Origin of the sequence: Arthrobacter terrae, assembly GCF_015708085.1 — a bacterium.
Taxonomy (GTDB): domain Bacteria; phylum Actinomycetota; class Actinomycetes; order Actinomycetales; family Micrococcaceae; genus Arthrobacter_M; species Arthrobacter_M terrae.
In genome coordinates, this window is sequence record NZ_JADNYM010000002.1 from 196,973 (window position 1) to 221,835 (window position 24,863).

Here is a 24,863-nt window from a genome sequence, read left to right on the forward strand (position 1 = left end):
CTGGCTGTGCTGGCCGTACCGGCGGTACCGGCCGTGCTGGCCGTTTGCGGAGCTACATATGGCGCCTTGCCCGGCGCTGGGGCAATTTGCGGCGCAGCCGGAGCATTCCCCACAGGGCCAGCACAATGGCCAACAGCCCCATCGCCCAGCCCAAAGCCGGCTGACCCGTGATTTCCAGCCAGAGCGTCATCGCCAGCAGAATTACTCCCCAGAAGGCGAGGAAGCCAATGATGATGTCAAAATCCTCCCCCGAACGCTGGCGATGGCTGACACCTGGCCGGACCGCCCGGCCCGGCGCCGGTACGCGTGCGGAGCCGCGCATTATTTCACCGCCCCGGCCGTCAGCCCGGCAACGATCTTGCGTTGGAAGATCAGCACCAAAATCACCAACGGAATGGTGACCACCGTTCCAGCCGCCATGACCGCCGTGTACGGCTCCTGATGCGGCTGGGCCCCCGCGAAGTACGCGATGGCCACCGTGACCGGTTTAGTCTCATCGTTGGAGAGCTGGCTGGCGATCAGGAACTCGTTCCAGGCCGCGATGAACGCCAGAATTGCAGTGGTGAAGATGGCAGGGGCAGCCAGAGGCATTATCACCTTGCGGAAAGCCTGTCCCTGTGTGCAGCCATCGATCCGGGCGGCCTCCTCCAGCTCCCACGGCATTTCGCGGAAAAACGAAGTCAGCGTATAGACGGTGAGCGGGAGTACAAAGGAGATGTCCGGAATGATCATGGCCTGGTAGCTGCCGTACCAGCCAATGTTGGTGAACAGCTGGAACAGCGGCGTGACGAGGGCAACGCCCGGGAACATCGAGGCACCAAGGATGAATCCGAGAACCAAAAACTTGAAGCGGAATTCCAGCCGCGCCAACGCGTAGGCTGCGAAGACGCCGACCACCAGAGCGACGACGGTGGTTACTCCGCCAATGATGAAGGAGTTCAGCAGGTTCCGGGCAAAGTGGTTGCCCAAGTCGGTGGAGAACACCGTGATGAAGTTGTCCCAGGTGACGTGCGTGAAGAACGGCGTGGGATCGAAGGTGTAGCCGACGTCCCGGAATGCCGTCACGATCATCCAGTAAAACGGCAGCAGGCACCAGATGAAAATCAGCGCTGCACTAATGTATGTCCTGCCGCTGGCCCACCGGGCCCGATTCCGGGCGGCCGTTTTCGGTGCCGAATCAAACGCCGCAGCCTTCAGTGTTGAAGCTGTCATTTTCCTTTCCCCTTTCCACCGGAGGCCGCGTCCACGGCGTTCGCGCCGAGGAATCTTATAAAGATGAAAGCGACGATGAAGATAATCAGGAACGTGATGGTGGAAAGCGCCGCAGCTGAATTGAAGCCATTACGGATCTGTGCCACTACCAGCAGGGACAGTGTGGTGGTGTCATTGGCGCCGCCGGTCATAATGGCCGGGAGGTCGTACATCCGCAGCGCGTCCAGCACGCGGAACAAAATGGCCACCATGAGCGCCGGCTTGACCAACGGCAGGGTGATCTGGGTGAACCGCTGCCAGGTCGATGCGCCGTCGACCTTGGCGGCTTCGTACACATCTGCCGGGATCATCTGCAGCCCGGCAAGGATCAGCAGGGCCATGAAGGGCGTCGTCTTCCAGACATCGGCGATGATGATGGCCGCTCGTGCCGGCCCTGAACTACCCGTCCAGAGGACGGCCGTGCCGAAGAGCTTGTTGGCAATCCCTTCAAAGGCGAAGATAAAGAACCACAGCTTCGCGGTGACTGCGGTGGGAATCGCCCAGGGAACCAGGACGGCGGCACGCAGTGCGCTGCGCCCACGGAACGCGCGGGCCATGATGATGGCCATCCAGAATCCCAAAATGGTCTCCAGAACTACCGTGATCACGGTAAAGAAAAACGTGGTGTAGGTGGCGCTCCAAAACTGCGAACCGACACTTCCCGGGGCGCACGCTTCCGTCCCGCCGTTGGGTGATGCGCACTGCTGGAACAGCCAGCCGATGTAGTTGGAGACGCCGGCAAAACCGCCCGCCACGAATGTTCCCGTGACCGGATCGAGCCCCTGATCATGCTGCAGAGACATCACAATTGCATTAATGACGGGGTAGATAATGACTATTGCCAGCAGGATCAGCGTCGGAGCTATGAGCATCGTTGCCCATTTGCCCTGGCTCTTGGCCCTGTTGTCCTGCCCGACCCCGCTGGCTTCTTTTCCCTGCTTAACCGGTTTTTCCGGTTTGGGGCTCTTAGCCCGGTGCGTCGTCGTTGGTTCCGCTCCGATTGACATGTCCCCTCCTTTCCAAACGGAATCGATCGCTGCTCCGGCAGACAAGGCGTGCCTGCTTGGCTTTGCTGTGATTTGAGCTGGTAGTTAGCCGGTAGTTACTGCCACAGGCCCCTGCGGGCGGCGCCGGGCCGCCCGCAGGGCTCTGCTGTTAGGAACTTGCGGAGCTGATCGCCGTCTGCATATCAGACATAGCCTGATCAACGGACTTCTCACCCTTCAGCGCGGCATACGCATTGTCTTGGATCGCCTTGGTGACAGCCGGGTAGAACGGCGTCACGGGCCGCGGAACCGCGTTCTCGATGGAGGTCTTCAGCACCGGGAGGTACGGCAGTTGCTTAACCAGATCCGGGTCCGTATACAGCGAGGCCATCACAGGAGCGAGCGAACCCTGCGTGGCGTAGAACTTGCCGGATTCCTCACTGGTCATGAAATTTACGAAATCCAGAGCCGTGGCCTTGTGCTTGGAATACGCGCTGATGGCCATATTGTGGCCGCCGAGGCTGGAAGCACCGGGACCGTCCTTGCCCGGCAAGGGAGCGACGCCGAAGGTGTCCTTCACGGTGGAGGTACCATCCGTCTTGGCCAGGTTGTACACGTAGGGCCAGTTCCGCATGAACAACAGGTTCCCGCCCTCAAAAGCCTGCCGGCCCTGCTCCTCCTGGAAAGTGATGGCTTCCTTGGGAATGTTCCCGTCCTTGTAGGCCTTGACCAGATTATTCATCCCGGCCTTGGCCTGATCCGTATTTACCGTCGGCTTGCCGTCCTTGTCCACCACTGTGCCGCCGGCGGTGTTGATCGCCTCGGAGACATTCACCGTCAGGCCCTCATACTTTGCGAACTGACCGGCGTAGCACCCGATCCCTTTGTCCTTGGCGATCGAACACATGCCCATCATCTCGTCCCAGGTCTTGGGCGGAGTGGGAACCAGGTCCTTGCGGTAATACAGCAAGCCGCCATCGGAAGCCTGCGGAACGGCGTAAAGCGTGTCCTTGTAGGTTCCCGTTTTCACGGTCGCCGGCAGCATTTTCGAGGTGTCCACCGCCATCTTGTCCTTCAACGGCTGCAGCCAGGACTTTGCGGCGAATTCGGCGGTCCAGATGACGTCCACAGATGCAACGTCGTAGCTGGCGTTCTTGGCCTGGAAATTCTGCACCAGGTCATCGTGCTGCTGGTCTGCGTTGTCGGATTGTTCCTTGAACGTCACCTTCTCGTCCGGATGGGCCGCATTCCATTTGTCCAGCTGCGGACGGACGACATTACTGTTGTCTTTGCCTTGGACGTAGGTAATAGGGCCGCGGTCGGTGAGGTTGCTGGCCGCATCGCCGGCTGCCCCGCCTGATCCTCCGGAACTACCGCCGCTACAGGCTGCCAGCGCCAATGCCAGCACGCTCACGACCGCCAGGGGTGCAATTGACTTAGAGTTTCTCATCCTGCGCTCTTCTCTTGACCTAAACATGAGTTGATACACACAGCTCCGGCGCAATTTCCGGTGCGTGAGATTGAGTGGTGCAAGTCACTCTAGTAAGCTGGCTCAAGATTGTGCAAGCGCTTACATCAAATTGTGATCTTTGCTCCCAGGAGGAAAAAATGGATTCCGCTACCCCGCTGTCCGGCGATTCGCGGGTCGGGGCAGATGCCGGTCCGCAGACGCCCTGGTGGGCCAACGCGGTGATCTATCAGATTTATCCGCGCTCCTTTGCGGACTTCAATTCCGACGGGATGGGGGATCTGCCCGGTGTGACTTCCCGTTTGCCCTACCTGCGGCGGCTGGGTATTGACGCGATCTGGCTTTCCCCGTTTTATCTCTCCCCGCAGGCCGATGCCGGCTATGACGTCGCAGACTACCGCGCCGTGGACCCGCGCTTTGGCGAACTGCGCGATTTTGACGCTCTGCTGGCGCAGGCACACGACATGGGGATCAAGGTCATCGTGGATTTGGTACCAAACCACACCTCCGACGAGCACGCGTGGTTCGAAGAGGCATTGGCGGCCCCGGTCGGTTCCCCGGCGCGGGACCGTTACCTTTTCCGCGACGGGAAGGGAGCGCACGGGGAGATTCCGCCCAACAACTGGCAGTCGATTTTTGGCGGTAACGCCTGGACCCGGCTCCAGGAAGACGGCCAGCCGGGACAATGGTACCTGCACCTTTTCGATACCAAGCAGCCGGATCTGAATTGGGATAACGCCGAGGTGCGCGAGGAAATGCGCTCGGTGCTGCATTACTGGCTGGATCGTGGGGTGGACGGCTTCCGCGTCGATGTGGCGCACGGACTTGTCAAGGAAAAGGGACTTCCGGACTGGTCCGGGCAGGCGGCGATGGTCGAAGGCAGCGATGCTTCGGACCAGGCTCCGCACACCGCTGCGCCGCAGCGGCTTCACGACGTCCTGGACCCGTCAGCGGATCCGCCGCAGTACCGGCCGAAACCGGCGATGGATCCGCCGTCACCGTACCTGGACCAGGACGGCGTGCACGAGATATACCGCGATTGGCACCAGGTGCTTATGGAATACGAGGGCGACCGAATGATGGTAGCCGAAGCCTGGGTCGAGCCTGCCTCGCGACTGGCCAGGTACGTCCGCGAGGATGAGATGCAACAGGCTTTCAATTTCGACTTCCTGCTGGCCGGGTGGAACGCGCGGCGAATGGCCAAGGCGATCGATGAATCCCTCGACGCCGCTTCAGGGGTGGGCGCGCCGGCCACCTGGGTACTGTCCAACCATGACACGGTGCGGCAAGCCTCCCGCTTCGGGCTCAGCGATCCGACAACTTTCCCCAAGGGAATTAGTTCCGAAGACGAGCAGCCCGATGAGGAGCTCGGTCTCAGACGCGCACGCGCGGCGACCTTGATTATGCTCGGCCTGCCCGGATCGGCCTATCTCTATCAGGGTGAGGAGCTGGGGCTTCCGGAGCACACCACCTTGGCAGCCCAGGACCGCCAAGACCCCTCGTTTTTTCGGACCAACGGGGCGGAGAGCGGCCGGGATGGGTGCCGGGTCCCCTTGCCCTGGCGGGCCAACGCCCCCGGTTACGGATTTGGCGGCCCTGCTGACGGTGTCAGTGCTGACGGTGTCAGTGCTGACGGTGTCAGTGATGACAGTGTCCCCGCAGCCAGTGTCAACGCAGCCAGTGTCACCGACATGGGCGGCACCGACATGGTACAGGCGCCGTGGCTTCCGCAACCGGAGGCATTTGCAAAATATGCCGTGGACCGGCAGGAAGGACACCCCGGTTCCACCCTGGAGTTCTACCGCCGGGCCCTGGCCCTGCGTGCGCGCCTCGACACCGGACACGGTCTGCTGATCTGGAGCCCGCTTAACAGGCCCGGCGAGGGGATCCTCGCCTACCGAAACGGATCGCTGCTGGTGCTGGCGAACGTCGGCGACGAGCCGATCCCGCTGCCGGAAGGTTACACAGTGGAACTGGCCAGCACCGCCTCCTCGGCCGACGGCGAAGTCCTGGCCGCGAACAGCTCGGTGTGGCTGGTTCCGCGGGTTTAAGACGTTCCCCGCTGTGCCCTACTCGACGCGGTCGACCCTGGTAAACCTGGTTCGCGTCCCCGATCCGATACTCAGTAGGACCGGTAATTGACGGCCGGCCACCAGGTCCAGCGCCCGGACCAGGGTGGACACCTCTGCCGCCACCTTGTGCGGGGAGACCCCTTGCCGCGGGAAAACGTGCACCCGCAGCGCCGGCCGGCCGCGTACCTCGTAGGTGCTTACCGTCGCGGCCAGCAGGTCCGTACGTTCGGCCAGCGCCGTTTTAAGCGCCTGCTCCGCCACGGCGCCGCTGATAACCACCCGGCCGGCTGCGCCGTCGTCATCCGCGTCACCATATTCATCCGCGAGAATATTGCTGCGTCCCTTGCCCTGGTTCGCAATCCACGCCACCATCGCAATAATCAGCGCCACCAGAACCAGCGATACCACTATCCAGATCCAGCTGTTACTGCGCCCGGGCAAAATGGTTCCCGCCGCCAGGGAACTCAGTTGTTCCGTTGCGGGCTTCGCCCAGTCCTGCCACCAACGCCCCACCACGGGGATCGACGCGAGAGCAATCAGAAGCGCTCCCGCTCCGAGGAAGATCAGCCCCAAAAGGCCAAGGAGCAGCCGGTTAAGGGCCCGCGGCGTGCCGTTCATACGCCGACCACCCCGACGGCGGCCACGTTAATTCTCACTTGCGGCCGCGGTTCCAGTGCCATCCGGCCCGCTTCCTCCTGCACAGCGGCATGTACCGCCGATTCATCCACCGGTACCCCTGAAGTGGGACGGATATTGACCGTCACCGCCCGGCGCGAAAGGACCACCAGGACCTGCTCCCGGGTAACCCCGGCCGCAAGCCTGGCACACCGGGCCAGCGCAGATGCAATCACCTCATCATCGGCCACTACGGCTATCCGGTCATCAGCAATCACGTGCCGTGACCGCTTCCCCGGCAGCACGGCCGTAAAAAAAAATACCAGTCCGAGCAAAGCCAGCAGAGCTCCCAGCGCAGCCAGCAGCCCCGGTTCAATACCTTCGGGAAGATCAGCGACCCGCTGGGCCGCCGTGAGCGGATCTGCCAGCCAAGGCGGCTGGCCAAGCGCACGCAGCGCAGACTCCAGCAGAAAATAGACAGCAATAACAGTCACGGTCACTGCAGCAACAGTGGACAGTGCAGCCCGGGAGGAATGGCTCTCGCGCCGGAGCACTCGCCGCATTAGCTTCGCGTCGGAAACAGGCTTACTCATCGCAGACACTTTTTCATCGGACCCGGCTCCGTTCCGTCGCCCGGACTCCGGTAATCCGGATATTCACGCGGCTCAGGCCGGAGCCGCTTAGCGCTGCCACCCGGTCAAGGATGGCAACTTTCGCATGGACCGCACGGGACCAAATGGGTCCGCCGTGGGCGGCGACCCGATCGGGATCGCGCACGACGGCGGTCAGCGGCGGGATGCCGATCGGCAACGACACAGACAGCGCAAGCAGGCCACCGTCATCGGCGAAGCTGACGCGCACGTCTGCCGGCGCCACATCGAAAATTTCCGCAGCAGCCCCTCGAGCCACACTGGTCAGGGCCTGTGTGCTTATCCTGTTGTGACCCGCCAAGGAACCGGACTCCCCCTGCCGTGCGGCGCCGCCGGTCACGATGATGAGCGTCTTCCCGTGACGGCGTCAGCAACGCTGCGCAGATCAAGCTTTCCATCGGCTGCCCGCCCAATCAGCGCTCCCACAGCCATGAAAACTGCCGCACCGACGAAACCCCAGAAGCCAAAAGCGAATGCCATAAAGGCAAGAAACGCACCGATTCCGATGCCAAGGATGGTTCGATTCACAGCTGCTCTCCATATCCGGCGGGGCGTTCCCCAGCCGCGGCACGGACCGCAAAGGCACTGTGCCGGGAACGACCCGGCAGCTTCTGCTGCCCGGCGCCGGGAAGATGGACGTCATTGACTTCCACATTGACCTCACTGACGTTCAACCCCACGAGGTTTTCGACAGCAACATAAACCGCAGCCCGGACGCCGTCGGCCATCTGCTGGAGCTCAATTCCGTACTCGGCCACTAAATTGACGTCCAGCGCGGTCTGCGTTGCGCCCACTTCGGCACGCACCCCGGTGCTCCCGAGCGAACGTCCGGCGCCGGTGCCAAGGGCATGAACGCCCGGGACCGAACGCGCTGCCAGCCCCGCCACTTTCGCCACCGCCGATTCGGAAATTATTGTCCGTCCCGCCCTGACCGCAGCAACCGGCGTCTGACTGGATCCAGCCATCAACGGCACGCCCTGGTGCTCCATCCCATGTCGCCTCCTTCTGCTGAGTCCTGCTGCCCTTGCTCTTACCGTAACCTTATGCACCGGCACGTATGCAGGCAACGCTACGTCCAGGCCGCCTGCACCGGCAGAGTTAAAGCGAAAAGACCCGCGGCTCCCATGCATTGGGAACTACGGGTCTTCCAGTGGTGGCTCCGACCGGCGTCGATCCGGTGACCTTTCGATTTTCAGTCGAACGCTCTACCAACTGAGCTACAGAGCCTTGGTGAAGTCAAACTACCTACGTCACCTGATTTGACGGATCTCTCCACAAACCAAAGCGACCCTGACGGGACTCGAACCCGCGACCTCCGCCGTGACAGGGCGGCGCGCTAACCAACTGCGCTACAGGGCCTTGCAATTCCACGCTTCCGCATGAAACAAGAGTTACATCATATCAGTCTTTTCGAACCGATCATGCTGCTCTCTTGTACCCCCAACGGGATTCGAACCCGTGCCGCCGCCGTGAAAGGGCGGTGTCCTAGGCCGCTAGACGATGGGGGCATCGGACACATTCGAGACCCTCACAGTTGCCTGCAATCCTCCCGAAGTGGACTTAGAAAACTATAGGGCCTCGGCAGGGAATACACAAAACGCCGGGTGCCGTTTAGCGCCGGCTGGGTAGAGCCAGGACAAGAGTACGCTGGAGCCATGCCTCGTGATCCTCTGGCGTCCATGCCGTATTTTGGCCGGTGCGAACTCACGCTGGCGGAATTTCAGGACGCTGCCGAGGCCGCAGTGGCCCGCATTCCGCCGGAACTGGCGCAGGCTATGACAAATGTCGCCTTCTTCATTGAAGAGCGGTACAACCCGGGGCCGAACGAAGATCCACAGACGTCACTGCTGGGACTCTATGAGGGAACGCCGCTGACCGAACGCGACGGGTGGTGGGATGCCGGCTCATTGCCCGACAGGATCACTCTCTACCGACAGACAATCCTGGACAGCTGCCTCTCACGGGAGGAAGTCATTGACGAAATCACTGTGACGGTGGTTCACGAAATTGCGCACCATTTTGGCATCGACGACGAACGGCTGCATGCGTTGGGGTGGGGCTGACGTCGGCGGCAGCAGCGGGTGCAGACAGCGGGCTGCGCGGCACCGTCGGCGCAGCCGAGGCACTGGTGGCAACGACACGCCGCCGCCAATGAGACCAAATGACACCCGTGTTGTTCATGTTATTCATGTGTTTAATGTTGCCAAAGTGACGTAGGCAACGTAGCCTCGGGACTGCTGTGTGAATGCAGCCCGGCTATCTCCTGTCCCGCCCGCGAGCCCGCTTCCGTCGAAGCGCCGGCTATCTGGTCGGCTCCGGGAACGATACCTCCCCGATCGACGATCGCTTGTCTGTAGACGTCTACAGACCCGTGCATTCATGCGCCGAGCCGTAGTGAGGTTATGGAATGAGTCTGGCGCAGCGTTGCACACGGAGCTCACGGACACCGTCCGGAGGTACCGCCGATGAACTTTCCACCGCTGGCGTTGGTCCGCGAACGGGACGCAATCTCAGCGATGTCCGGCTGCGTACTTTGGCCCGCGGCACCGCGATGGCGGCCACCGCGGTCCTGCTCACCGGCTCTTTTCTCTCCCCGGCTCAGGCCGCGCAAGCAGCAGCCCCCTACCCGGCAGCATTTCCTGCCAGCCCGCAGGCTCCTTCCGCCGACGACATCGCTGCGGCGAAGGGCAACGAGGCAGCCACGAGGACCGAAACCGACAAAATTGAATCCCTGCTCGACGACGCCACCAGGAATCTCGAGGGCACCGTCACTACCTCGATGCGCGCCAGCGGCGACTACACCGGCGCGCTGGTGATCTCACAGGACAAGCACGCGGCAGCCGATGCCGCACAGGCCAAGGCCGACACCGCCGGCCAGGCATCCGTCAAGGCCAAGGTACAGGTGGGCCAACTGGCTGGAGACCTCTACAAGAACGGCGGGATGACGCCGAGCGTGCAATCCCTGCTCAGTGGGGCCGCCTCAGCGGACTCGTTGTATCAGGCCTCCACCCTAATGGTGCTGGGTGAGAACCGCAGCAAGACATTCCAGACCGCTGAGTTCACCGCGTCCACCGCGAATTCGCTCCGGGACCAGGCCAATGCTGCACGCAAGGCCGCCGACGACGCCACTAAGGCAGCCGAGGACGCCAAGACGAGGGCTGTGGCCGCGAACGAGGCGCAAAAAGCGGTCGTCAGCGACAATGCACGTCAACGCACAGGTCTCGTGGAACAGCTGGCGGCCCTGCACAGTACGACCGTGGCTCTGGAAGATGCCAGAGTCACTATGCTGGAGACGCAAAAAGCCGAGGCCAAGCTGACGGCACTAGTCGCGGCGTCCTCGAGCCAGCCAGCTCCCGTCGCTCCGCCTGCCGGTGGCACAGCCGCTGCCGGAACTCCAAGCGGCGGCAATTCCAACGCAGGAACTGACGGGACCAGCAAGCCTGCGCCGCCCGCCCCTGCTCCGGTGGTTGCGCCCGTCGTCGCACAGCCTGCGCCTGCCCCAGCACCAGCTCCGGCACCGGCGCCTGCCCCAGCACCGGCCCCGGCACCAGCTCCGGCACCAGCACCGGCCCCGGCACCGGCCCCGGCACCAGCACCGGCCCCGGCCCCGCCGGTGGCTGCACCTCCTACGGGCAACGGCATTGCCGGTATGGTCAATTTCGCAATGAATCAAATCGGCAAGCCCTACGTCTATGGCGGCGACGGACCGAACGTCTTCGATTGTTCCGGATTGGTTCACCGGGCCTTCGCCTCGGTCGGCATCAACGTTGCCCGGACCGGCACTCCACAGTTCTGGAATGCACCGGTCCGGGTCCCACTGAGCCAAATGCAGTACGGCGATCTTCTGGTGTTCGATGAATACCCGGCCGGCAGCGGCAATTTTGGCCACATAGCGATCTACATTGGTGGCGGCAAGGTAGTGCAGGCGCTTAGCCCTGCACAGGGAATCCAAGTCACCGAGCTGTCCTGGATGTCCGGAATGTCCCTCTATCCGTACGCCGCCCGGTACTAACCGGTCGTCAAGTCCTGGTGAGCGCGGGGATGAAGGGTCAGCCCTTAAATACCGGGCCGAAGTCCGCACGGTCGTCGAGCCTCGGGTCGCCGGTCTTATCCTGAACCACCATGACCGGTCCCTTCGCGTGATGCAGCACGCCGTCCGTCGTCGAGCCCAAGAGCATGCCGGCGAAGCCGCCGCGCCCGCGGGTACCCAGGACCAGCAGCTCCGATGATTTGGTGGCCTCGATCAGCACCTCCACCGGCGGGCCCTCGACCAGCTCAGTTTCAATCGGCAGCCCGGGGAAGTGGCTCTGCAGCCAGCTCTTGCCGGCCGCCAACTGCTCACGAATGTCCTTGAACAGTGACTCTCTATCCAGCGGCGTCGGCACCCATGCCAACGAACCGTTGTAGGGCGGGACCGCACAAATTACCTGCAGAGTGCGGCCGGCAAGCCGGGCCTGTTCGGCAGCTTTTACTACCGCCAGCCGCGCACGGTCGGAGCCGTCCACACCGACTGAAACCACATTGCGTACTTCCACTTTCTCCGCCGTACCGCGCCGGGCTGATGACGCGGAGGCCGGTTCGCCAAGGCGCTCACCACAGATCAACGGAATGGTCACCGTGGGGCAGCTTGAATGAGCCGGCAGTGCACTGCTGACGGATCCGAGCAGCCGCCCCAGGAAGCCGCCCTTGCCGCGCGAGCCGAAGACCAGCAGCTCCGCAGTCTCGGACATTTCCCGCAGGACTCCGGCCGCGTCGCCGTTTTCCACCCGGGCGTCCATTTCAATGTTGTAGTCCGCCACCTTGGCGGCGGCCTGCTGCAGGACAGCCTCCGCGCCCTGCCGGATAACGTCGTCGTCAACCGTTGCATAACCACCGTCCAGCCCGGACGCGGCAAAAATCGGCACTGTGTAGGCCGTCACCAAATGGAGCGGCCGGCCCCGCCGCTGTGCCTCCCGTGCGGCCCAGACAAGCGCGCAATCCCCCTGCTCTGAGCCGTCCAGCCCTACGACTATGCCAGTAGGTGCGGGAATTTCACGAGCCTGATTCCCTGCGTCACTGCTGCCCATCGATTCGTCCACGACATTGCTCCTTTGTGGTTCAGGCGGCACCCGCCGACTGCACAGACGCCAGTCAGCGGCCCTGAATGTGACTATTGCCGGTTAGCCAGTGCGCGTCAAGTTGGCCGTCCCGGACAGACGTACAACGACGGCGGCGGGACAGCAGGCATGTCCACGTCCGCCAAATGCCGGCAAAGTGCTACCCAGAAATTCGAAACGTCTGTAGTGTTCGAGAAAGTGCGGATTCGTTCGATGGTTTCTTTCCATACCCAGCCACACTGCCTACGCAGCTTCCGCGGTCCGTGGCCGTGCGCTGAAGAATGCTGCGGTCCTGAACGCCGTTGAAGGAGGAAGTACCCGATGACGAGTGCGCCCGAAAGTCCGTCCGGAGAATCAACCACCACAGTGGTGATCGGCTCCGGGTTTTCCGGTCTGGCTGTTGCCACCGAACTCAGCAGGCAGGGTATCGACGCGATTGTGGTCGACGGCCTGGACTTTCTCTGCGGCGCCGCTCAGGGGCGCCGCACGGAGCTTGCGGATCCTGCAGAGCTGAGCGACCGCAGCGATATCCTGCGGCTGCTGCGCCATTACGCGAGCAGGCACCAGTTGGACGTGCGTGATTCAACTCGTGCCGTCCGCCTCAGCCGAGCAGTCATTGGGCCCAATCAGCAACCCAAGTGGATTATCCATACCGCAGATGGGATCCTGCTCGCGGATAATATTGTGCTGACCCGCTGCGCGCAGAACCAACTGCGCCGGATTTTGGTCTCGCTGGGCATTAAGATCAGCCGGGACGTGCTCAGTGCGATGCGTGCTCTTGGGCTTTTCTGGGTTGGCGCCGGCGACCTGCTCGCACCAACCACTCGCGAGATTCTGCACCAGGCAAAAGTGGTCAGTCGGGCAATTTCCGCACGCAGCCTGGTCCCGGTCCCTCCCGCTTTGGCCTAATCCGCTTTATTGAGCCGGCGCTTGGCGGTTAGGGCCAGCCCGGTCACCAGTGCCACCAGCACAGCAATCATGACAACGACGGCCCACGGAATACCGTCGGCCGAGGGAACGGCAGGAACGGCTGCTGCCGGCGTCGCGGAGTCTGTGGGCGGTGCGACCGGCACCAGTGTTCCGGCAGAGGCACCCCCGGGGCCCGCCGCGGCGGAGATGGCCGTAAACGTGAAGGTGCCTTCAACCGGATGACTGTCCGAGGAAACTATCCGCCACAGAACGGTGAATTTCCCTGCAGGCTCGCCGGGTTTAAGTTGCTGTGTCACGGTCCCATCGAGCACCGCCACGGGGCCTTGTGCCCATTCGGTGCCGGTGCTGTCTTTGACGGAAATAGCCGACCCCAGAGCCCCCGGTGTGTTATTCAAAGTAATAGTGATCTGCTCCGGAGCTGTCGCGACCGTCGAGCCATCCGCCGGGCTCGTGGATTCCACGCTGTCATGGGCGGAGGCTGCGCCGGCAGAACCTAACAATCCAATGAGGAGAACGACGGCGGCGAGCGCCATTGTCACGATGCCGCGCCGTGGGCGCGAGCGGACGATGTGCGATTGTGTAACTGCGGTCATGACCAAGCTCTCCGATAGCGGGGGGGATTTTCCCTAACGCTACGCCAACGAGCCGATTCGGGCCCACGTTCCATCCACGCACAAACGTCGCCGCACCCGATGCGTGCGAGAGAGTACCCGCCTCAAGCACTATTGTGAAGAGTCAGATATTTTTGCTTAGTGCTGGAGGGCATTCCATGGCGTCTGGAGACTCCGCTCTTGACCGTTATTTCCACATCACCGCTCGTGGATCCAATATCTCCCGTGAAATCCGAGGCGGCTTCGCCACCTTCTTCGCTATGAGCTACATCGTGGTGCTCAATCCGCTGATTCTTTCCGCGGCGGATTCCTCCGGAAATTCCCTCGGAATCGAACGCGTCGCCGCGGCTACCGCTTTCGTGGCAGGTGTACTGACCATTCTCATGGGGGCCTGGGCCAAGCATCCGTTCGCGTTGGCCACGGGTTTGGGCGTGAATGCGTTTGTCGCCGTCACGGTGGCCACCCACCCGGGCCTGACCTGGCCGGACATGATGGGCCTGGTGATGCTCTCCGGTATTACCATGTTCATTTTGGTGGTGACCGGCTTCCGGACGGCCGTCTTCAAAGCGGTGCCGGAGGGCCTGAAAATCGCTATTGTCGTCGGGATTGGTATGTTCATCGCGTTGATCGGGCTGGTCAATGCGGGGTTCGTCCGCCGGGTTCCGGACGCGGCGGGCACAACGGTGCCGGTAGGACTTGGGTTTGACGGCAAGCTGCTCGGCTGGCCCACCCTGGTCTTCGTCTTTGGGCTGGTGCTGACAATTGCGCTGCTGGTCCGAAAGGTCAAGGGTGCTATTTTGATCGGCATCATTGCCGCGACCGTGCTGGCCAACATCCTCGAGCTCACCCTGCACATCGGTCCCGCCGTGTCCCCGGGCAAGCCGGCCAATCCGCAGGGCTGGTCGCTGGTTGCTCCGGAGCTCTCCGACTGGAAGCTGCCGGACCTGACGCTGGTGGGGAAATTCGATCTTTTCGGCTCCTTTGCCCACCTGGGCGCGCTCGCCGCGGTCCTGCTGGCCTTCGTGATCCTGCTGAGCATCTTCTTCGATGCTATGGGCACCGTGGTGGGCCTGGCCGGCGAAGCGGGCACCATCGAAAAGGACGGCACTATCCCGGATCTGGACCGCGTACTGATGGTGGACGCATTCGGTGCGGTTGCCGGCGGCGGCGCGTCCACATCGTCGCATCAAATCTATGTCGAGTCCGGGGCCGGCATCGGCGAGGGTGCACGCACCGGACTGGCGAGCCTCGTCACCGGTGTGCTGCTGCTGATCGCCATGTTCGTCACTCCACTGGTCCGGCTCGTTCCGTTCGAGGCAGTCGCACCGGCCCTCGTCGTCGTCGGCTTCATGATGGTCTCCCAGGTGGGCAAGATCGACTGGAAGGATTGGGGGATCGCTCTCCCGGCCTTCCTGACGTTTATCCTGATGCCCTTCACCTACTCAATCGCCAACGGCCTGGGGGCCGGCTTCATTGCGTTCGTGCTGATCCGCAGCTTCCAGGGCCGGGCCAGAGAAATTCATCCGCTGATGTGGGTGGTTGCGGCGGCCTTCGTGATTTTCTTCGGCATCGGTCCCATCGAGCAACTGTTCGGGGTCAAGTAAACACCGGACAATACGATGGAAACGGTCCGGGATGCCGGACACATCCCGCCGTTTAGTGCTCGCGCCGCCGGGTTCAATGGTGTGAGCTGGAAGGATGGACCTGCCACCTCACACCATTGACCTTCCCGCGCAGCACTGGACCGGGCGCGACGACGGCGACGGCGCCGAGCACCGCCGTTGGTGGCAGGCAGTCAACGCGCTGAGCACAGAAACCGCATCTAATGGTGACCTGCCCGCCGGAAGCGTGCGGCCTGCCGTCCTGCTGGGCTTTTCCTCGGATGAGGGAGTGCGCCGCAATCAGGGCCGGGTAGGTGCGGCCGCGGGCCCGGCGGAAATCCGGTCCGCGCTGGGCTCGCTGGCCTGGCATAGTGAGCGAACGCTTTACGACGCCGGCGACGTCCAGGTCTGCGGCGGTGAGTTGGCGGCCGGCCAGCTACGGGCGGGCGCGGCCCTGACCGCCATGCTCGACGGCGGCGCACTGACGGTAGTGCTCGGCGGCGGGCATGAGAGCGCTTACGCCAGTTACCTCGGCGTCGCAAACTCCCGGCGGGTACGCGACGGTGCCCGCTGGGGAGTGCTGAATCTGGATGCCCATTTCGATTTACGCGATGCGCCGGTGCCCAGTTCGGGGACTGTGTTCCTGCAGATGGCCAATGCCGAAGCCGAGGCCGGGCGCAGCCTCAATTACGCCGTCGTCGGTATCAGTGAGCCGAACAACACCGGCGCTCTTTTCCGCACCGCTGACCGGCTGGACGTGGACTATCTTCTCGATGAGGACTGCTCCCTGGAACGAGCCCGGGAGTTTGTCGAATCTTTCCTGGCGCGTATTGACGTACTGTACTTAACCATCGATTTGGATGTGTTCGAAGCGTCGGTGGCGCCGGGCGTCAGCGCCCCGGCCGCTTACGGCGTTCCGCTGGCGGTCATTGCCGCCATCTGCCGGCAGGTCGCCGCCAGCGGCAAACTGTTCCACGCCGACGTGGCCGAGCTCAATCCCGAGTTCGATGTTGACCACCGCACCGCCAGGCTGGCGGCGCGGCTGGTCAATACCCTGCTGTGCTAACGTCCGCGCACGTGCGGCGCCGGCCTGAGCTTGAGGACCAATGCTCGGGAAAGCCACGCTAAGCCGATCTGGACTTCGTAGCGAAACGGTGCGGTGATCTCAACCGGCTCTGCTGCGCCTGTTTTGAGTCACATGCCCGCTCGTGTCCGTAACATTTACTGCCCCAGTAGGGGCACGGGGTCGATTGGTAACGGGGTAGCCGGACCGAGCTGCTGTCGCCGGATTCCGGGTCCCGCCTGTGGAACGAATTTGAGATGAACATCGCCCCGGATGCGCAGGCCATTGCGGGCGGTCGTGGACACCTACCCGGAAGGCTCCACGACGGTCCGGGCCTGGGTGCCTCTGACGTTCAACGCCGCTTTGCGCTCAGAGTCGAAGAAACGCACCCCCGAAGATGCGGTCCGTGACCTGGCCTCCCGGATCCCTGGCCGGTCGGCCCGGCGGCAGTCCACCGGCGCCGGTATCGCCGGTCCGATGTCCGCGCAGGAGCTCTGCGAAGTCGTCCGGATCGCACGACCGCCCGCGGCTTTGATCAGCCCACGCCGCCGGCTCCCCGGTGCTGACGTCGTCGCAGATGTTGCCGAGAATGATCGAGACGGACATCGGTGAAACGGATCTCTTCGACTGTCAAAGGGTGTCATATTGGGCCTTGTAGTCAGAGGCGGTCGTCCCTTCGATCACCGGCAGGCCAGGGAGCTCTTGGATGGCTCTGTACATGTACGTACCCACCGGGACGCAGTTCTGTTTTCCCGATTGAATTTGAACGGCGCATTGCTGCCCGGATGTTGTTGAAGCGTTACCGTCTGAGGCTTGCGCCGGTGCGGCGGTGTCATTTTCAGAAGTCGAGTGCACAAATGTCGGGAATCATGTTCACTGGCCTGATTGTTCAGAAGTGCTCTGCACAGAATTTCAGAAGTCGTCAGCACATCCTTCCCTGCCCGCAGGGGGAACCTCGTGCCGCACGCCCAATGGGAGCTCTCTAGAACGGGGGTGGGGCATGCCGTCCGAGAGTGATTGAAAAGTTCGCGGAACAAAGCAAGATCGGCTGAAGGCCACGCTCGTCTCGGTGATGATCTCGACTTTTAGATTAGGAAAGACGGCCAATTGCCTCATTTGCGCCGCCTCGACTGCAAGTGGTCCGCGCATCGCGTCGTTGGGAAGGAAATGCACCGTTGTCCCTGTAGTACCGTCAGCGTGGATCTGGATCAGATCGGTGACCGGTACGCCGTTTTCATAGCGTTGGGTCCTCGCGCCGTTAGAGCGTCGGTTGGCGTGCACGAGCCAGTCGCTTAGCGCTGCAACGACCGACATGCCCCGGCGAGGGTGACCATCGGAAAGAAGTTGAGCGTCGGGGAAATCGAAGAAACGGAGGTCTCTGGTCGCCATGACTGGTTTCTTTATCGGTTGTCCGGAGTCGTCGTAACGAGTATCGGTTCCTCGGCCGTTGTCCGTAACGGAAACCGACCCGTCAACATGCAGCGTGACAACGCAGCATCCATCAGCTGTACTCTCTGCTTCGTCAACCGGGTAGGCGATAACCTCAAGAATCAAGTACAGGCTGCCACCTGGAGCGAACTCTGTCGGGCGTCGGCGGATCTGCGCGAGGTGCTCACCGTCAACGGAGCTCGCCCAGTCGTGCGTTGTGTTCTGCCACCGCGTCCTCGATTCGCTCACCACACGATTCTGCTAGCGGGATAGGGGTCGCTTCAGAAAACCGAAAAATCAGTTTGCCGGGGGACGAGTCGCCGTCCATCCGGTAAGGGAACGGTTACCGGGCGCTAACGACCGGTCCGGAAGTTTGGCGCAGTGGCAGAGCCATGAGGACTTCGTCGTGGTCACCGTCCGGAAAGCGGAGAGCTTTTGGCCAACGTCCGATTTCCTGCCAACCGCAAGATTTGTAGAAGCCCTCAAGTCCCATGCCGGAACGCAGTTCAAGGTGGAGTTGGTCAAGAGTTAGGTCTTCCGTGGCCGCCCTCTCCACCTCGTCCATGAGTGCCCGCCCGACCCCGCATTTCCGAAAGCTAAGGGCGGTCTGGACTCGCAATACCCGTGCCCAGTGTGCTGTGAGCTCGTTTGCAATGCCAGCCAGGAACAGCCACCCGGCCAGCTCCCCGTTGATGCTGGCCAGCAGAAGCCAATTGCCTGGTTCATCAAGAGATTGAACCATGTCATCAAGTGATGCCATAACTTGCTCTTCAGAAACGGGTGGAAAAGGGAATCCCACGGCACCGCCCGCGTTCGACACCTCCCGCCAACACTGCCGAAGCTGGAGCCGCACAACGGGATCGACCATTGCCGGGGCAGCCAGCCATCGCATTTGGGCCGGATTATTTTCGACGTGGTCCACAAGGAATTGCTCGTTATTGGTAGTCACCACATCATCCTGCCCCTTGAGCATTTATTTTTTGGGGATGCAAACGTCATTTCGCGTGATCCAGTCATTGCTGCGGTTAAGCGCTGTACGCATCAAAGATTGTGGACAACATGCGAGCCAAGGCCACCATGAGTGGCGTCCGCAAGCCGGTCCGCACACGGTTTTCTTGAACCAGTGCGGCACCGTTGAGTTGCTGGGATTGGCCCGTGCCCGGTTGGGAACCTTCTGCGGGACGCTATCTGGGTAGCCTCCGCGTATGCCTCAGATGAATAGCTGGGAAGTCGAAGGACCTTGAATCTCATCGCTCAAGTGAAATGCGAGAGGCCCCAGCCCCAGCCCCTTCGCTCAAATGGGCAGCCGGTCGTTTTGACGATGGGGAGCGGCTGCACACTCGGGCTGCCGAGTGCAATACTTTCCAATATGGCAACATAACGGCGGCGCTGGCGCCGAATCACCGACTTCATAGGCATCACAGAATCTGAAGTGGCCAGACGCAATTGGCCACGGCTATGGTCCGGCCGGTGGTGGATTCGTCTGGTTCCTCTGGCGCTCATTGTCATTGCGGTCGTAGTGGTTGGTCAGGTGTTGCGCTTCTAAGAGGACTCACTCGTTTGAAGAAGGCGTGGTGGCTCGCCCATGCACATAGATTGCACCGAGGGCGGCGCTACCCTCATGGCAACAGTTGCACGGGGTATCCGCAATGAATGCGCCAATCGGGGGCACCTCGCGGAATTCCTGAGGGGAACCCTCTACGAGACGGGTTCGGCACTTCATTGTCGAGTCAAGCTAATTCGGGTCTGTCCCCATTTCTGAATTTAGGGCAGTTCGGCATTGACACCATCTTGTTGGGGTAGTGCACTTGGCACATGGCATCCCGACGGGTTGAGACGAGTATCCGGATCGCCGGCGGTTTATTGGTCCTAGTTCTTGCCGTCATCTCGCTGATCATGATTTGGAGCAAGTCACCGGCTGCGTTGACTGGTATAGCGATCAGTCTGGCAGGTGCTGCAGCCATTTTTTGGGGTGCCGTTATTGTGGTCGGCAGGACACGGGCTGGGCGTGTTGTCTTGACCCGGCACAAGTGGAAATTTGTGCTGCTCATTGGCGTCATCGTCGTCTGCACCGTTACAGTTGTCGTCCTCAATCGTCCAGTCGGCAACCCCGGGCTGGCAGTCTTCCCGATTGTTGTGGGAGTATTTGTGGCCCAGTTGTTCGAGTCGGAAGCGGTGGTAGCTTCCAGGGCGGCACTGACCCCACTGACCGACCGCAATGTCCGTAGCTGGACGCGCATAGTCCGTGTGACGGCTGTTACAGGAGTGGCTCTTTGCTGCATCAGTGTAGTGGCTGCAGTCGTCGGCAACCTTATTCTTGTTTCCCTTGTTCTACCCGTAGCGATAATTTCCCTGTTCTTTGCAGGGGCGATCTGGGTGTGGCTCAGGTCCGTCAGGCGTCAGGCCAAGGCCAACCGGTAACAGGCCGTTTAGAGCGGTAGCCATGGCCGGCGGGCAGCGTCCGATCTAGTTTTTAGGACATGCATTCCCTTGACCCAAGATAATTAGTGACCCACTCAGTACTGACGGCCACGATAAGGCCGGTGTCCGCGCCTAAGCTGCCGCAAGCGGAACCATCAACTAACACAAGATTTTGTCATCTGATCCAGTTGGGCCAGTCGCCGCAGATTGGTGGTCTCAGAAGGGGCGCTTGTGGCACGGCCAAGACTTTCTGGACTGAAGTCACGTGCTTCGCGAAAATCGCCAGAATTCTGGATGTCAAAACTGTCAGTGAGTTAGCAAACAGTTCAAGCCCGACATTGCCATTGACCGTGCCTTCTGGCTTTCGTTCATCATGCCCGTATGGAGCCCGAACGGGTACGCGTTAGTTGGGTTGGCCACGGTGCGCCTGTTGGCCGAATACCGCGTGGGGATTCCGTGAACGGACCCAGGGTGCGTGGGTCGTCCGTTCAGGCGCTAATTGTATAATTTCCTTAGGGATAACCAGGTGCTGGCGTTGTGGCTGCCCCTCATGCTGGGTGCGCCCCTGATTGGCGTGGCCGGGTGGGTGTTACAGGATGCGCGGTTCCACGAAAAGAAGCACTGACCCGTGACTGTGACGGTCTTAGGGCTCACCGTGGAGCGCTCAAGTGATTGGGCTGCGCTGTGTCTACTGCTGTTCGCGTTGGCGTTCCCGCTCTACCTCGTCGCCAGACGGGCGAGTAACTAAACCTGCTGATCGCGGCCCCTCCCTTTTCAGGGCAACGGTTTGTCGTGAGGGCCGTCCACGGAGCAACAGTCTCGGGCGCTTTCAGCTGGACTTGGTCTGCCCGTCAGCGGTTGTACCGCTCGGCCGTCGCTGGGAGACTGTGGACATGAGTGATTCCTTGGACGTGTCTTGGCAGCTTGATGGCATCACCATGGAGGGTACCGTGGCCCGGCCCGACGGTGCAGGACCCTTCCCCTCGGTGGTCCTTGTCGCGGGCAGCGGCCCAACTGACCGTAACTGGTGTTCGCCCTTGTTGCCCGGCAGCAACGGCAGCGGCCAGCTCTTCGCGGACGCCCTGGCCGATGCCGGCATCGCGTCCTTGCGCTATGACAAGCGGGTTTCCGGCCCGCACGCGGTGCAGAACGTCCCGCAGCTCATCGGGAAACTCAGCATGCAATCCCACCTGGATGAACTCGTCGCGGCCGTCCAGTTCCTCTCAATGCTCGATTTCGTTGACTCCACCCGCATTGCCGGGCTGGGCAACAGCGAAGGAGCCCTTCACGTCCTTCACTACGCCACCAGCACCCAGGAGGTACCCTTCGTCGGGATCATCCTGGCAGCCCCGCCGGGCCGCCCGATCCAAGAGGTATTGCTGTCCCAACTAGCCCTTCAGGCCGCCCAGGTCCCGGGTGGGGCGGCGCTGCTGCCCAAGGTCCAAGAAGCCGCGGCCCGCTACACGGCCGGAGAACCAATGAACCCCGACCCGGCCCTGCCCGAAAGCGTGAAGATGGTCCTAACCAGCTTCGAGGCCCCCGCCAACCTCCCCCTCGCCCGCGAACTCTGGGTCGAATCCACCCAAGATTCCCTCGCCCAGGTACAGATCCCCACTCTGATCATGATCGGGGGAAGCGACGTCCAGATCGACGTCCACGCCGACGGCGACCCACTCCAGAACACCGCCGCCGGCAAAGCAAACATCACCTTCGCCTTCCCCCCGAACGCGAACCACGTCTTCAAGGAAGATACCCGCACCCTGGCCGAAGTCGCCGCCACACCAGGAAACGGCTACAACGCCCCCGACACACACCTAGACCCCCAAAGCCTGCACACGATCCTCACCTGGCTGGACACAACAATGGGCCGCACCGCTTCAGGCAGCTGACACCAGATCACGGGCCCTGACAAGCCCAAAACCAGACCCGTTAACTGCTCCACCACCGACTGGTCGGATGGCCCGAGTCAACAGTGACTGCAACCTATTGGGGTTGTCCGCTGGGGAACCTCCTGCGGACACTTCTTATGAGGTCTGTTTGAATTGCCGTTGGGTCTAACCTACGACTGGCTGTCCTGGCTGTTTGAGTCTAAAGGCGGCCGTTATGTGCGGAAATCTGACAAGGCCTGTGTGAGGCGACGCTGCTTGTTCGCCCAGGCTGCGGATTTTGGTCAAGACGACGTTTCGGTCCGGTCTCTTCGCTACGTAAGACCAGGAGCTGGCGAGCTGAACGAGTTGGTCGACTGTCAGTTCGTAGTTGAGGGGGTATTCCTTGCGTTCAAAGGTGCCTCGTCCGGCCAACTCCTCGGGCACGCTGAGTGTTTGGTCGGTTGGGGTTCCGTTCGGTTCGACGATTGCAGCGAGTGCCTGGACCCACTCGTTGGTGCGGTCCCAGGTGTGCCAGGCCATGCCCATCATGCCGTTTGGCTTGAGTACACGGTCACATTCGGCTGTGGCCTGTTCGGGCTCGACCCAGTGCCAGGCTTGGAGGCAAATAATGGCGTCGAGACTCTGTTCGCCCAAGGGGATGTATTCTGCTGATCCGGTAAGGGCCGTGATGCGATTAGCGACTTCGGAGGGCAGTTCCTGGCAGGAGGTTTGGAGTACGGAGAGCATGTTGGTGGAGGTATCAACTGCAGTGACGGCGTGTCCGAGTGTTGCGATGGTCCGTGTTCCTAGTCCTGTGCCGGCTCCGAGATCCAGTACTGCCAGTCGCTGACCGCTCAAGGGTGATCCCAATAGCCACGAGACCACCTCCGCTGACCAGGCCGGGCGAACCTCATCATGCAGAACAGCGCCGTGAGTGGAAGCTGTTGGTGCGCTAGGGGTCTGATTCATGCATTCAGACTAACGATTATCAGGAGGGACTCTGCTTTGAACACCGAGGATCTGCTCCTGCAGGGGTGAAGAATGTGGTGCATCACAGCAACCCCTGCACGGTTGATCGGTGTCTTATCTGGATCGTGTCTGCCATCCCATGTCATTGTGAGCGCTTGTGGCAGAGTTGTTGGTGATCGAGTGGCGAAGAAAGGTTGATGTACTCGTGGATCTTGGGAGTAATCCGGAACTGGCGTCCCGATTGTGCCGCGAAGCGCAGGGGCGGTTGATGCGTCGCGTGTCCCAGCTGACGGACGAGGACGTCCAATCGCCTAGTCGGCTGCCTGGATGGACCGTGGGCCATGTACTGACCCATCTTGCTCGCAATGCGGACGCCCATGCGCGAAGACTGTCAGGTGCGATTGGAGGCCGGGATGTTCCTAAATACCAAAGTGGTGAGCAACAGCGCAGCACCGAGATTGAAGACGGGGCAACGCGGTCGGCTAGTGAGATCATCGCCGATCTGAAAGCCAGCATGGATTGTCTTGAAGAGATATTCACGCAATCAACTGCTGCAGGATGGCCCAATGGACATTTCCTTGGCGGAGGGCATTACGGTGTGGCTGGTTGCCCGGCACACAGACTCCGCGAGGTGGAGATGCACCACGTCGATCTCGGACTGGGCTACGGCCCGTCGGATTGGCCGGATGAGTATGTGGACTGGGAGCTTCCTGTATTGCTTGCAACCGTCCCCGACCGACTCGATTCATCTAATAGTCGGCAGTTGTTTATGGCATGGTTGGCCGGACGCGGGCCCTTGGACAGTGAGACGACGCTGAACCCCTGGTAGCCCCCCAAGTCCCTCGAAACGCGCGGCCACAGAGAGAATAGCCGCTGGTGCCGAAAGCGCAGCCGCACAGTTCCCGTAGGCCGAACGTCCTGCGGGACACAACACTCAGCGGTGTGCATCCAGGTAAGCCTGCGTTGGTCGTAGTTAGTGCCGCCGGGGCGTCCACCCTGATGGCAGCATGCCAGTGATCTTTCCACGTTCAGAGTCTGCCTCCGCTGACCACCCTTGGACTGCCGGTGCTTCATCGAAGGCACCCCGGGCCATACGAAGGCCAAGATCTGGGTGACTCATCCCAGGGGCACCACCGCGACGCGTCGAGGCCCGGACGCTCCAGTGCTTGTCGGCAAAACCTCCCCCACGGAAGACTCGGTAGTCGTCGTAGCGGGCCGGATCGAGTAGATCCCAGCACCATTCCCAGACGTTTCCAAGGGTGTCGTGGAGTCCGAAGGCATTGGGTTGTTTTTCACCAACTTTTTTCGGGCTCTCTAGCTTGTCATTCGCTGTCCACCCAATGGCATCAAGGGGTCCGTAGTGCGGTCCCACGGTACCCGCGCGGCACGCGTATTCCCATTCGGCTTCGGTGGGCAGCCGGTACCCGGAGGCGGTCGTCTGCCAAATCACTTCGTCTGCCTCGAAGATGTATGCAGGGGAAAGGCTTTCGCTCAATGACGCTTCATTGCAAAACTTGATGGCTTCCAACCAATTGATATCTACCAGCGGTGCTTGGGTGCCCGTTTCGCTATCACACTTGAGTTGCGCATATTGAACCTCGGTGACTGGTGCGATCCCAATCTCGAATGGTTCCAGATGGACGGTCCAACGGCGTTTTCGTCGTGCGTCGTGCAATTCCACTTGTCCGGCTGGTAGCGGACGAAGATCAAAGGTAGACATTTCACAATGCTCCCATGCCGTCCCGCTAGCTGAACCGTTAGCGGAACCCCGAACCGTTCTGGTAGCTGATCGGTGTTGAGGGTATGCAGTACTGTCAGTTGGATGTTGCAAAGT

25 protein-coding genes and 3 tRNA genes are annotated in these 24,863 nt (G+C 61.5%); 10 read left to right on the forward strand and 18 right to left on the reverse strand.

All coding sequences use genetic code 11. The features are described 5' to 3' along the window. Positions 1-52 precede the first annotated feature (52 nt). The 4 genes from IV500_RS02150 to IV500_RS02165 form a co-directional block, all read right to left on the reverse strand. Complete coding sequence (locus tag IV500_RS02150) at positions 53-322, reverse strand: hypothetical protein (protein WP_196395169.1); 270 nt, start codon at positions 320-322, stop codon at positions 53-55. Beyond that, the gene (locus IV500_RS02155; protein WP_196395170.1) at positions 322-1,212 is read right to left on the reverse strand and encodes a carbohydrate ABC transporter permease; all 891 of its coding nucleotides are present in this window, start codon (positions 1,210-1,212) and stop codon (positions 322-324) included. Before IV500_RS02155 ends, IV500_RS02150 begins: the two co-directional genes overlap by 1 nt. Beyond that, positions 1,209-2,123 carry a carbohydrate ABC transporter permease gene (locus IV500_RS02160; protein WP_230854379.1) on the reverse strand — a complete coding sequence of 305 codons (915 nt, stop codon included), beginning with the start codon at positions 2,121-2,123 and terminating at the stop codon, positions 1,209-1,211. Before IV500_RS02160 ends, IV500_RS02155 begins: the two co-directional genes overlap by 4 nt. Positions 2,124-2,406: 283 nt before the next feature. Beyond that, positions 2,407-3,687: an ABC transporter substrate-binding protein gene (locus IV500_RS02165; protein ID WP_196395172.1), complete on the reverse strand. Its 1,281-nt coding sequence runs from the start codon at positions 3,685-3,687 to the stop codon at positions 2,407-2,409. Positions 3,688-3,845: 158 nt separating this feature from the next. Between IV500_RS02165 and IV500_RS02170 the strand changes: the two genes are divergently transcribed. Further along, positions 3,846-5,756, forward strand: coding sequence for a glycoside hydrolase family 13 protein (locus IV500_RS02170; protein ID WP_230854340.1), 1,911 nt, complete (start codon positions 3,846-3,848; stop codon positions 5,754-5,756). Between the two features lie 18 nt (positions 5,757-5,774). Here the strand turns inward: IV500_RS02170 and IV500_RS02175 are convergent, their stop codons facing one another. The 8 genes from IV500_RS02175 to IV500_RS02210 form a co-directional block, all read right to left on the reverse strand. Continuing rightward, positions 5,775-6,395, reverse strand: a complete 621-nt coding sequence (locus IV500_RS02175) for a hypothetical protein (RefSeq protein WP_196395173.1) — start codon at positions 6,393-6,395, stop codon at positions 5,775-5,777. Then, positions 6,392-6,985 (reverse strand): DUF6286 domain-containing protein, encoded by a 594-nt coding sequence (locus IV500_RS02180; protein WP_230854341.1) that lies wholly within the window; start codon positions 6,983-6,985, stop codon positions 6,392-6,394. Before IV500_RS02180 ends, IV500_RS02175 begins: the two co-directional genes overlap by 4 nt. Before the next feature lie 13 nt (positions 6,986-6,998). After that, positions 6,999-7,382, reverse strand: a complete 384-nt coding sequence (locus IV500_RS02185; protein WP_196395174.1) for a hypothetical protein — start codon at positions 7,380-7,382, stop codon at positions 6,999-7,001. Further along, positions 7,379-7,570 (reverse strand): DUF2273 domain-containing protein, encoded by a 192-nt coding sequence (locus IV500_RS02190; RefSeq protein ID WP_196395175.1) that lies wholly within the window; start codon positions 7,568-7,570, stop codon positions 7,379-7,381. The genes IV500_RS02185 and IV500_RS02190 overlap by 4 nt, the downstream gene beginning before the upstream one ends. After that, on the reverse strand, positions 7,567-8,031 hold the full coding sequence (locus tag IV500_RS02195; RefSeq protein ID WP_196395176.1) for an Asp23/Gls24 family envelope stress response protein: 465 nt from the start codon (positions 8,029-8,031) through the stop codon (positions 7,567-7,569). The genes IV500_RS02190 and IV500_RS02195 overlap by 4 nt, the downstream gene beginning before the upstream one ends. Before the next feature lie 162 nt (positions 8,032-8,193). After that, positions 8,194-8,269 (reverse strand) — tRNA-Phe (locus tag IV500_RS02200). A gap of 58 nt (positions 8,270-8,327) precedes the next feature. Further along, a tRNA-Asp gene (locus IV500_RS02205) sits at positions 8,328-8,401 on the reverse strand. Between the two features lie 76 nt (positions 8,402-8,477). Next, positions 8,478-8,550 (reverse strand) — tRNA-Glu (locus IV500_RS02210). Positions 8,551-8,697: 147 nt separating this feature from the next. Between IV500_RS02210 and IV500_RS02215 the strand changes: the two genes are divergently transcribed. Together IV500_RS02215 and IV500_RS02220 are read left to right on the forward strand one after the other, a co-directional pair. Beyond that, a complete protein-coding gene (locus tag IV500_RS02215; RefSeq protein WP_196395177.1) occupies positions 8,698-9,105 on the forward strand; it encodes a metallopeptidase family protein in 408 nt (135 codons plus the stop codon). 344 nt (positions 9,106-9,449) lie between these two features. Further along, positions 9,450-11,054 carry a C40 family peptidase gene (locus IV500_RS02220; protein ID WP_230854342.1) on the forward strand — a complete coding sequence of 535 codons (1,605 nt, stop codon included), beginning with the start codon at positions 9,450-9,452 and terminating at the stop codon, positions 11,052-11,054. A 37-nt stretch (positions 11,055-11,091) separates the two neighbouring features. On the opposite strand, the gene IV500_RS02225 is transcribed toward IV500_RS02220, so the two are convergent. Next, positions 11,092-12,108, reverse strand: coding sequence for a universal stress protein (locus IV500_RS02225; protein WP_196395225.1), 1,017 nt, complete (start codon positions 12,106-12,108; stop codon positions 11,092-11,094). Positions 12,109-12,459: 351 nt separating this feature from the next. Between IV500_RS02225 and IV500_RS02230 the strand changes: the two genes are divergently transcribed. After that, positions 12,460-13,047, forward strand: coding sequence for an FAD-dependent oxidoreductase (locus tag IV500_RS02230; protein ID WP_196395178.1), 588 nt, complete (start codon positions 12,460-12,462; stop codon positions 13,045-13,047). Here the strand turns inward: IV500_RS02230 and IV500_RS02235 are convergent. Further along, positions 13,044-13,661, reverse strand: coding sequence for a copper resistance CopC family protein (locus IV500_RS02235; protein ID WP_230854343.1), 618 nt, complete (start codon positions 13,659-13,661; stop codon positions 13,044-13,046). The genes IV500_RS02230 and IV500_RS02235 overlap by 4 nt on opposite strands. A 176-nt stretch (positions 13,662-13,837) precedes the next feature. Between IV500_RS02235 and IV500_RS02240 the strand changes: the two genes are divergently transcribed. From IV500_RS02240 to IV500_RS02250, 3 genes are all read left to right on the forward strand, one after another. Continuing rightward, positions 13,838-15,283 carry an NCS2 family permease gene (locus IV500_RS02240; RefSeq protein WP_196395179.1) on the forward strand — a complete coding sequence of 482 codons (1,446 nt, stop codon included), beginning with the start codon at positions 13,838-13,840 and terminating at the stop codon, positions 15,281-15,283. 94 nt (positions 15,284-15,377) lie between these two features. Beyond that, on the forward strand, positions 15,378-16,346 hold the full coding sequence (hutG, locus tag IV500_RS02245) for a formimidoylglutamase (protein ID WP_196395180.1): 969 nt from the start codon (positions 15,378-15,380) through the stop codon (positions 16,344-16,346). Between the two features lie 270 nt (positions 16,347-16,616). Continuing rightward, positions 16,617-16,955, forward strand: a complete 339-nt coding sequence (locus IV500_RS02250) for a hypothetical protein (protein WP_230854344.1) — start codon at positions 16,617-16,619, stop codon at positions 16,953-16,955. Positions 16,956-17,255: 300 nt separating this feature from the next. Here IV500_RS02250 and IV500_RS02255 read toward each other — a convergent pair whose 3' ends face one another. Beyond that, complete coding sequence (locus IV500_RS02255) at positions 17,256-18,020, reverse strand: ATP-binding protein (protein ID WP_230854345.1); 765 nt, start codon at positions 18,018-18,020, stop codon at positions 17,256-17,258. 94 nt (positions 18,021-18,114) lie between these two features. Continuing rightward, positions 18,115-18,531 carry a GNAT family N-acetyltransferase gene (locus IV500_RS02260; RefSeq protein ID WP_230854346.1) on the reverse strand — a complete coding sequence of 139 codons (417 nt, stop codon included), beginning with the start codon at positions 18,529-18,531 and terminating at the stop codon, positions 18,115-18,117. Between the two features lie 1,055 nt (positions 18,532-19,586). Here IV500_RS02260 and IV500_RS02265 point away from each other — a divergent pair. Together IV500_RS02265 and IV500_RS02270 are read left to right on the forward strand one after the other, a co-directional pair. Continuing rightward, on the forward strand, positions 19,587-20,192 hold the full coding sequence (locus tag IV500_RS02265; RefSeq protein ID WP_196395181.1) for a phosphatidylglycerol lysyltransferase domain-containing protein: 606 nt from the start codon (positions 19,587-19,589) through the stop codon (positions 20,190-20,192). An 893-nt stretch (positions 20,193-21,085) separates the two neighbouring features. Then, entirely contained in the window at positions 21,086-22,081 is a 996-nt protein-coding gene (locus tag IV500_RS02270; RefSeq protein ID WP_196395182.1) for an alpha/beta hydrolase, read from the forward strand. Positions 22,082-22,246: 165 nt separating this feature from the next. Here IV500_RS02270 and IV500_RS02275 read toward each other — a convergent pair whose 3' ends face one another. Next, positions 22,247-23,029: a class I SAM-dependent methyltransferase gene (locus tag IV500_RS02275; RefSeq protein WP_196395183.1), complete on the reverse strand. Its 783-nt coding sequence runs from the start codon at positions 23,027-23,029 to the stop codon at positions 22,247-22,249. A 157-nt stretch (positions 23,030-23,186) separates the two neighbouring features. On the opposite strand from IV500_RS02275, the gene IV500_RS02280 reads away from it, so the two are divergent. Next, the gene (locus IV500_RS02280) at positions 23,187-23,858 is read left to right on the forward strand and encodes a maleylpyruvate isomerase family mycothiol-dependent enzyme (RefSeq protein ID WP_196395184.1); all 672 of its coding nucleotides are present in this window, start codon (positions 23,187-23,189) and stop codon (positions 23,856-23,858) included. 144 nt (positions 23,859-24,002) lie between these two features. Here IV500_RS02280 and IV500_RS02285 read toward each other — a convergent pair whose 3' ends face one another. After that, positions 24,003-24,749 carry a formylglycine-generating enzyme family protein gene (locus tag IV500_RS02285; RefSeq protein ID WP_196395185.1) on the reverse strand — a complete coding sequence of 249 codons (747 nt, stop codon included), beginning with the start codon at positions 24,747-24,749 and terminating at the stop codon, positions 24,003-24,005. Positions 24,750-24,863 lie beyond the last annotated feature (114 nt).

Bases quoted from the DNA above. Each gene is read 5' to 3' on its own strand.
- IV500_RS02150 (WP_196395169.1), bottom strand. From the start codon at position 322: ATGCGCGGCTCCGCACGCGTACCGGCGCCGGGCCGGGCGGTCCGGCCA.
- IV500_RS02155 (WP_196395170.1), bottom strand. From the start codon at position 1,212: ATGACAGCTTCAACACTGAAGGCTGCGGCGTTTGATTCGGCACCGAAA.
- IV500_RS02160 (WP_230854379.1), bottom strand. From the start codon at position 2,123: ATGCTCATAGCTCCGACGCTGATCCTGCTGGCAATAGTCATTATCTAC.
- IV500_RS02165 (WP_196395172.1), bottom strand. From the start codon at position 3,687: ATGAGAAACTCTAAGTCAATTGCACCCCTGGCGGTCGTGAGCGTGCTG.
- IV500_RS02170 (WP_230854340.1), top strand. From the start codon at position 3,846: ATGGATTCCGCTACCCCGCTGTCCGGCGATTCGCGGGTCGGGGCAGAT.
- IV500_RS02175 (WP_196395173.1), bottom strand. From the start codon at position 6,395: ATGAACGGCACGCCGCGGGCCCTTAACCGGCTGCTCCTTGGCCTTTTG.
- IV500_RS02180 (WP_230854341.1), bottom strand. From the start codon at position 6,985: ATGAGTAAGCCTGTTTCCGACGCGAAGCTAATGCGGCGAGTGCTCCGG.
- IV500_RS02195 (WP_196395176.1), bottom strand. From the start codon at position 8,031: ATGGAGCACCAGGGCGTGCCGTTGATGGCTGGATCCAGTCAGACGCCG.
- IV500_RS02215 (WP_196395177.1), top strand. From the start codon at position 8,698: ATGCCTCGTGATCCTCTGGCGTCCATGCCGTATTTTGGCCGGTGCGAA.
- IV500_RS02220 (WP_230854342.1), top strand. From the start codon at position 9,450: ATGAGTCTGGCGCAGCGTTGCACACGGAGCTCACGGACACCGTCCGGA.
- IV500_RS02225 (WP_196395225.1), bottom strand. From the start codon at position 12,108: ATGGGCAGCAGTGACGCAGGGAATCAGGCTCGTGAAATTCCCGCACCT.
- IV500_RS02230 (WP_196395178.1), top strand. From the start codon at position 12,460: ATGACGAGTGCGCCCGAAAGTCCGTCCGGAGAATCAACCACCACAGTG.
- IV500_RS02235 (WP_230854343.1), bottom strand. From the start codon at position 13,661: ATGACCGCAGTTACACAATCGCACATCGTCCGCTCGCGCCCACGGCGC.
- IV500_RS02240 (WP_196395179.1), top strand. From the start codon at position 13,838: ATGGCGTCTGGAGACTCCGCTCTTGACCGTTATTTCCACATCACCGCT.
- hutG (WP_196395180.1), top strand. From the start codon at position 15,378: ATGGACCTGCCACCTCACACCATTGACCTTCCCGCGCAGCACTGGACC.
- IV500_RS02250 (WP_230854344.1), top strand. From the start codon at position 16,617: ATGCGCAGGCCATTGCGGGCGGTCGTGGACACCTACCCGGAAGGCTCC.
- IV500_RS02260 (WP_230854346.1), bottom strand. From the start codon at position 18,531: ATGGCATCACTTGATGACATGGTTCAATCTCTTGATGAACCAGGCAAT.
- IV500_RS02265 (WP_196395181.1), top strand. From the start codon at position 19,587: ATGGCATCCCGACGGGTTGAGACGAGTATCCGGATCGCCGGCGGTTTA.
- IV500_RS02270 (WP_196395182.1), top strand. From the start codon at position 21,086: ATGAGTGATTCCTTGGACGTGTCTTGGCAGCTTGATGGCATCACCATG.
- IV500_RS02275 (WP_196395183.1), bottom strand. From the start codon at position 23,029: ATGAATCAGACCCCTAGCGCACCAACAGCTTCCACTCACGGCGCTGTT.
- IV500_RS02285 (WP_196395185.1), bottom strand. From the start codon at position 24,749: ATGTCTACCTTTGATCTTCGTCCGCTACCAGCCGGACAAGTGGAATTG.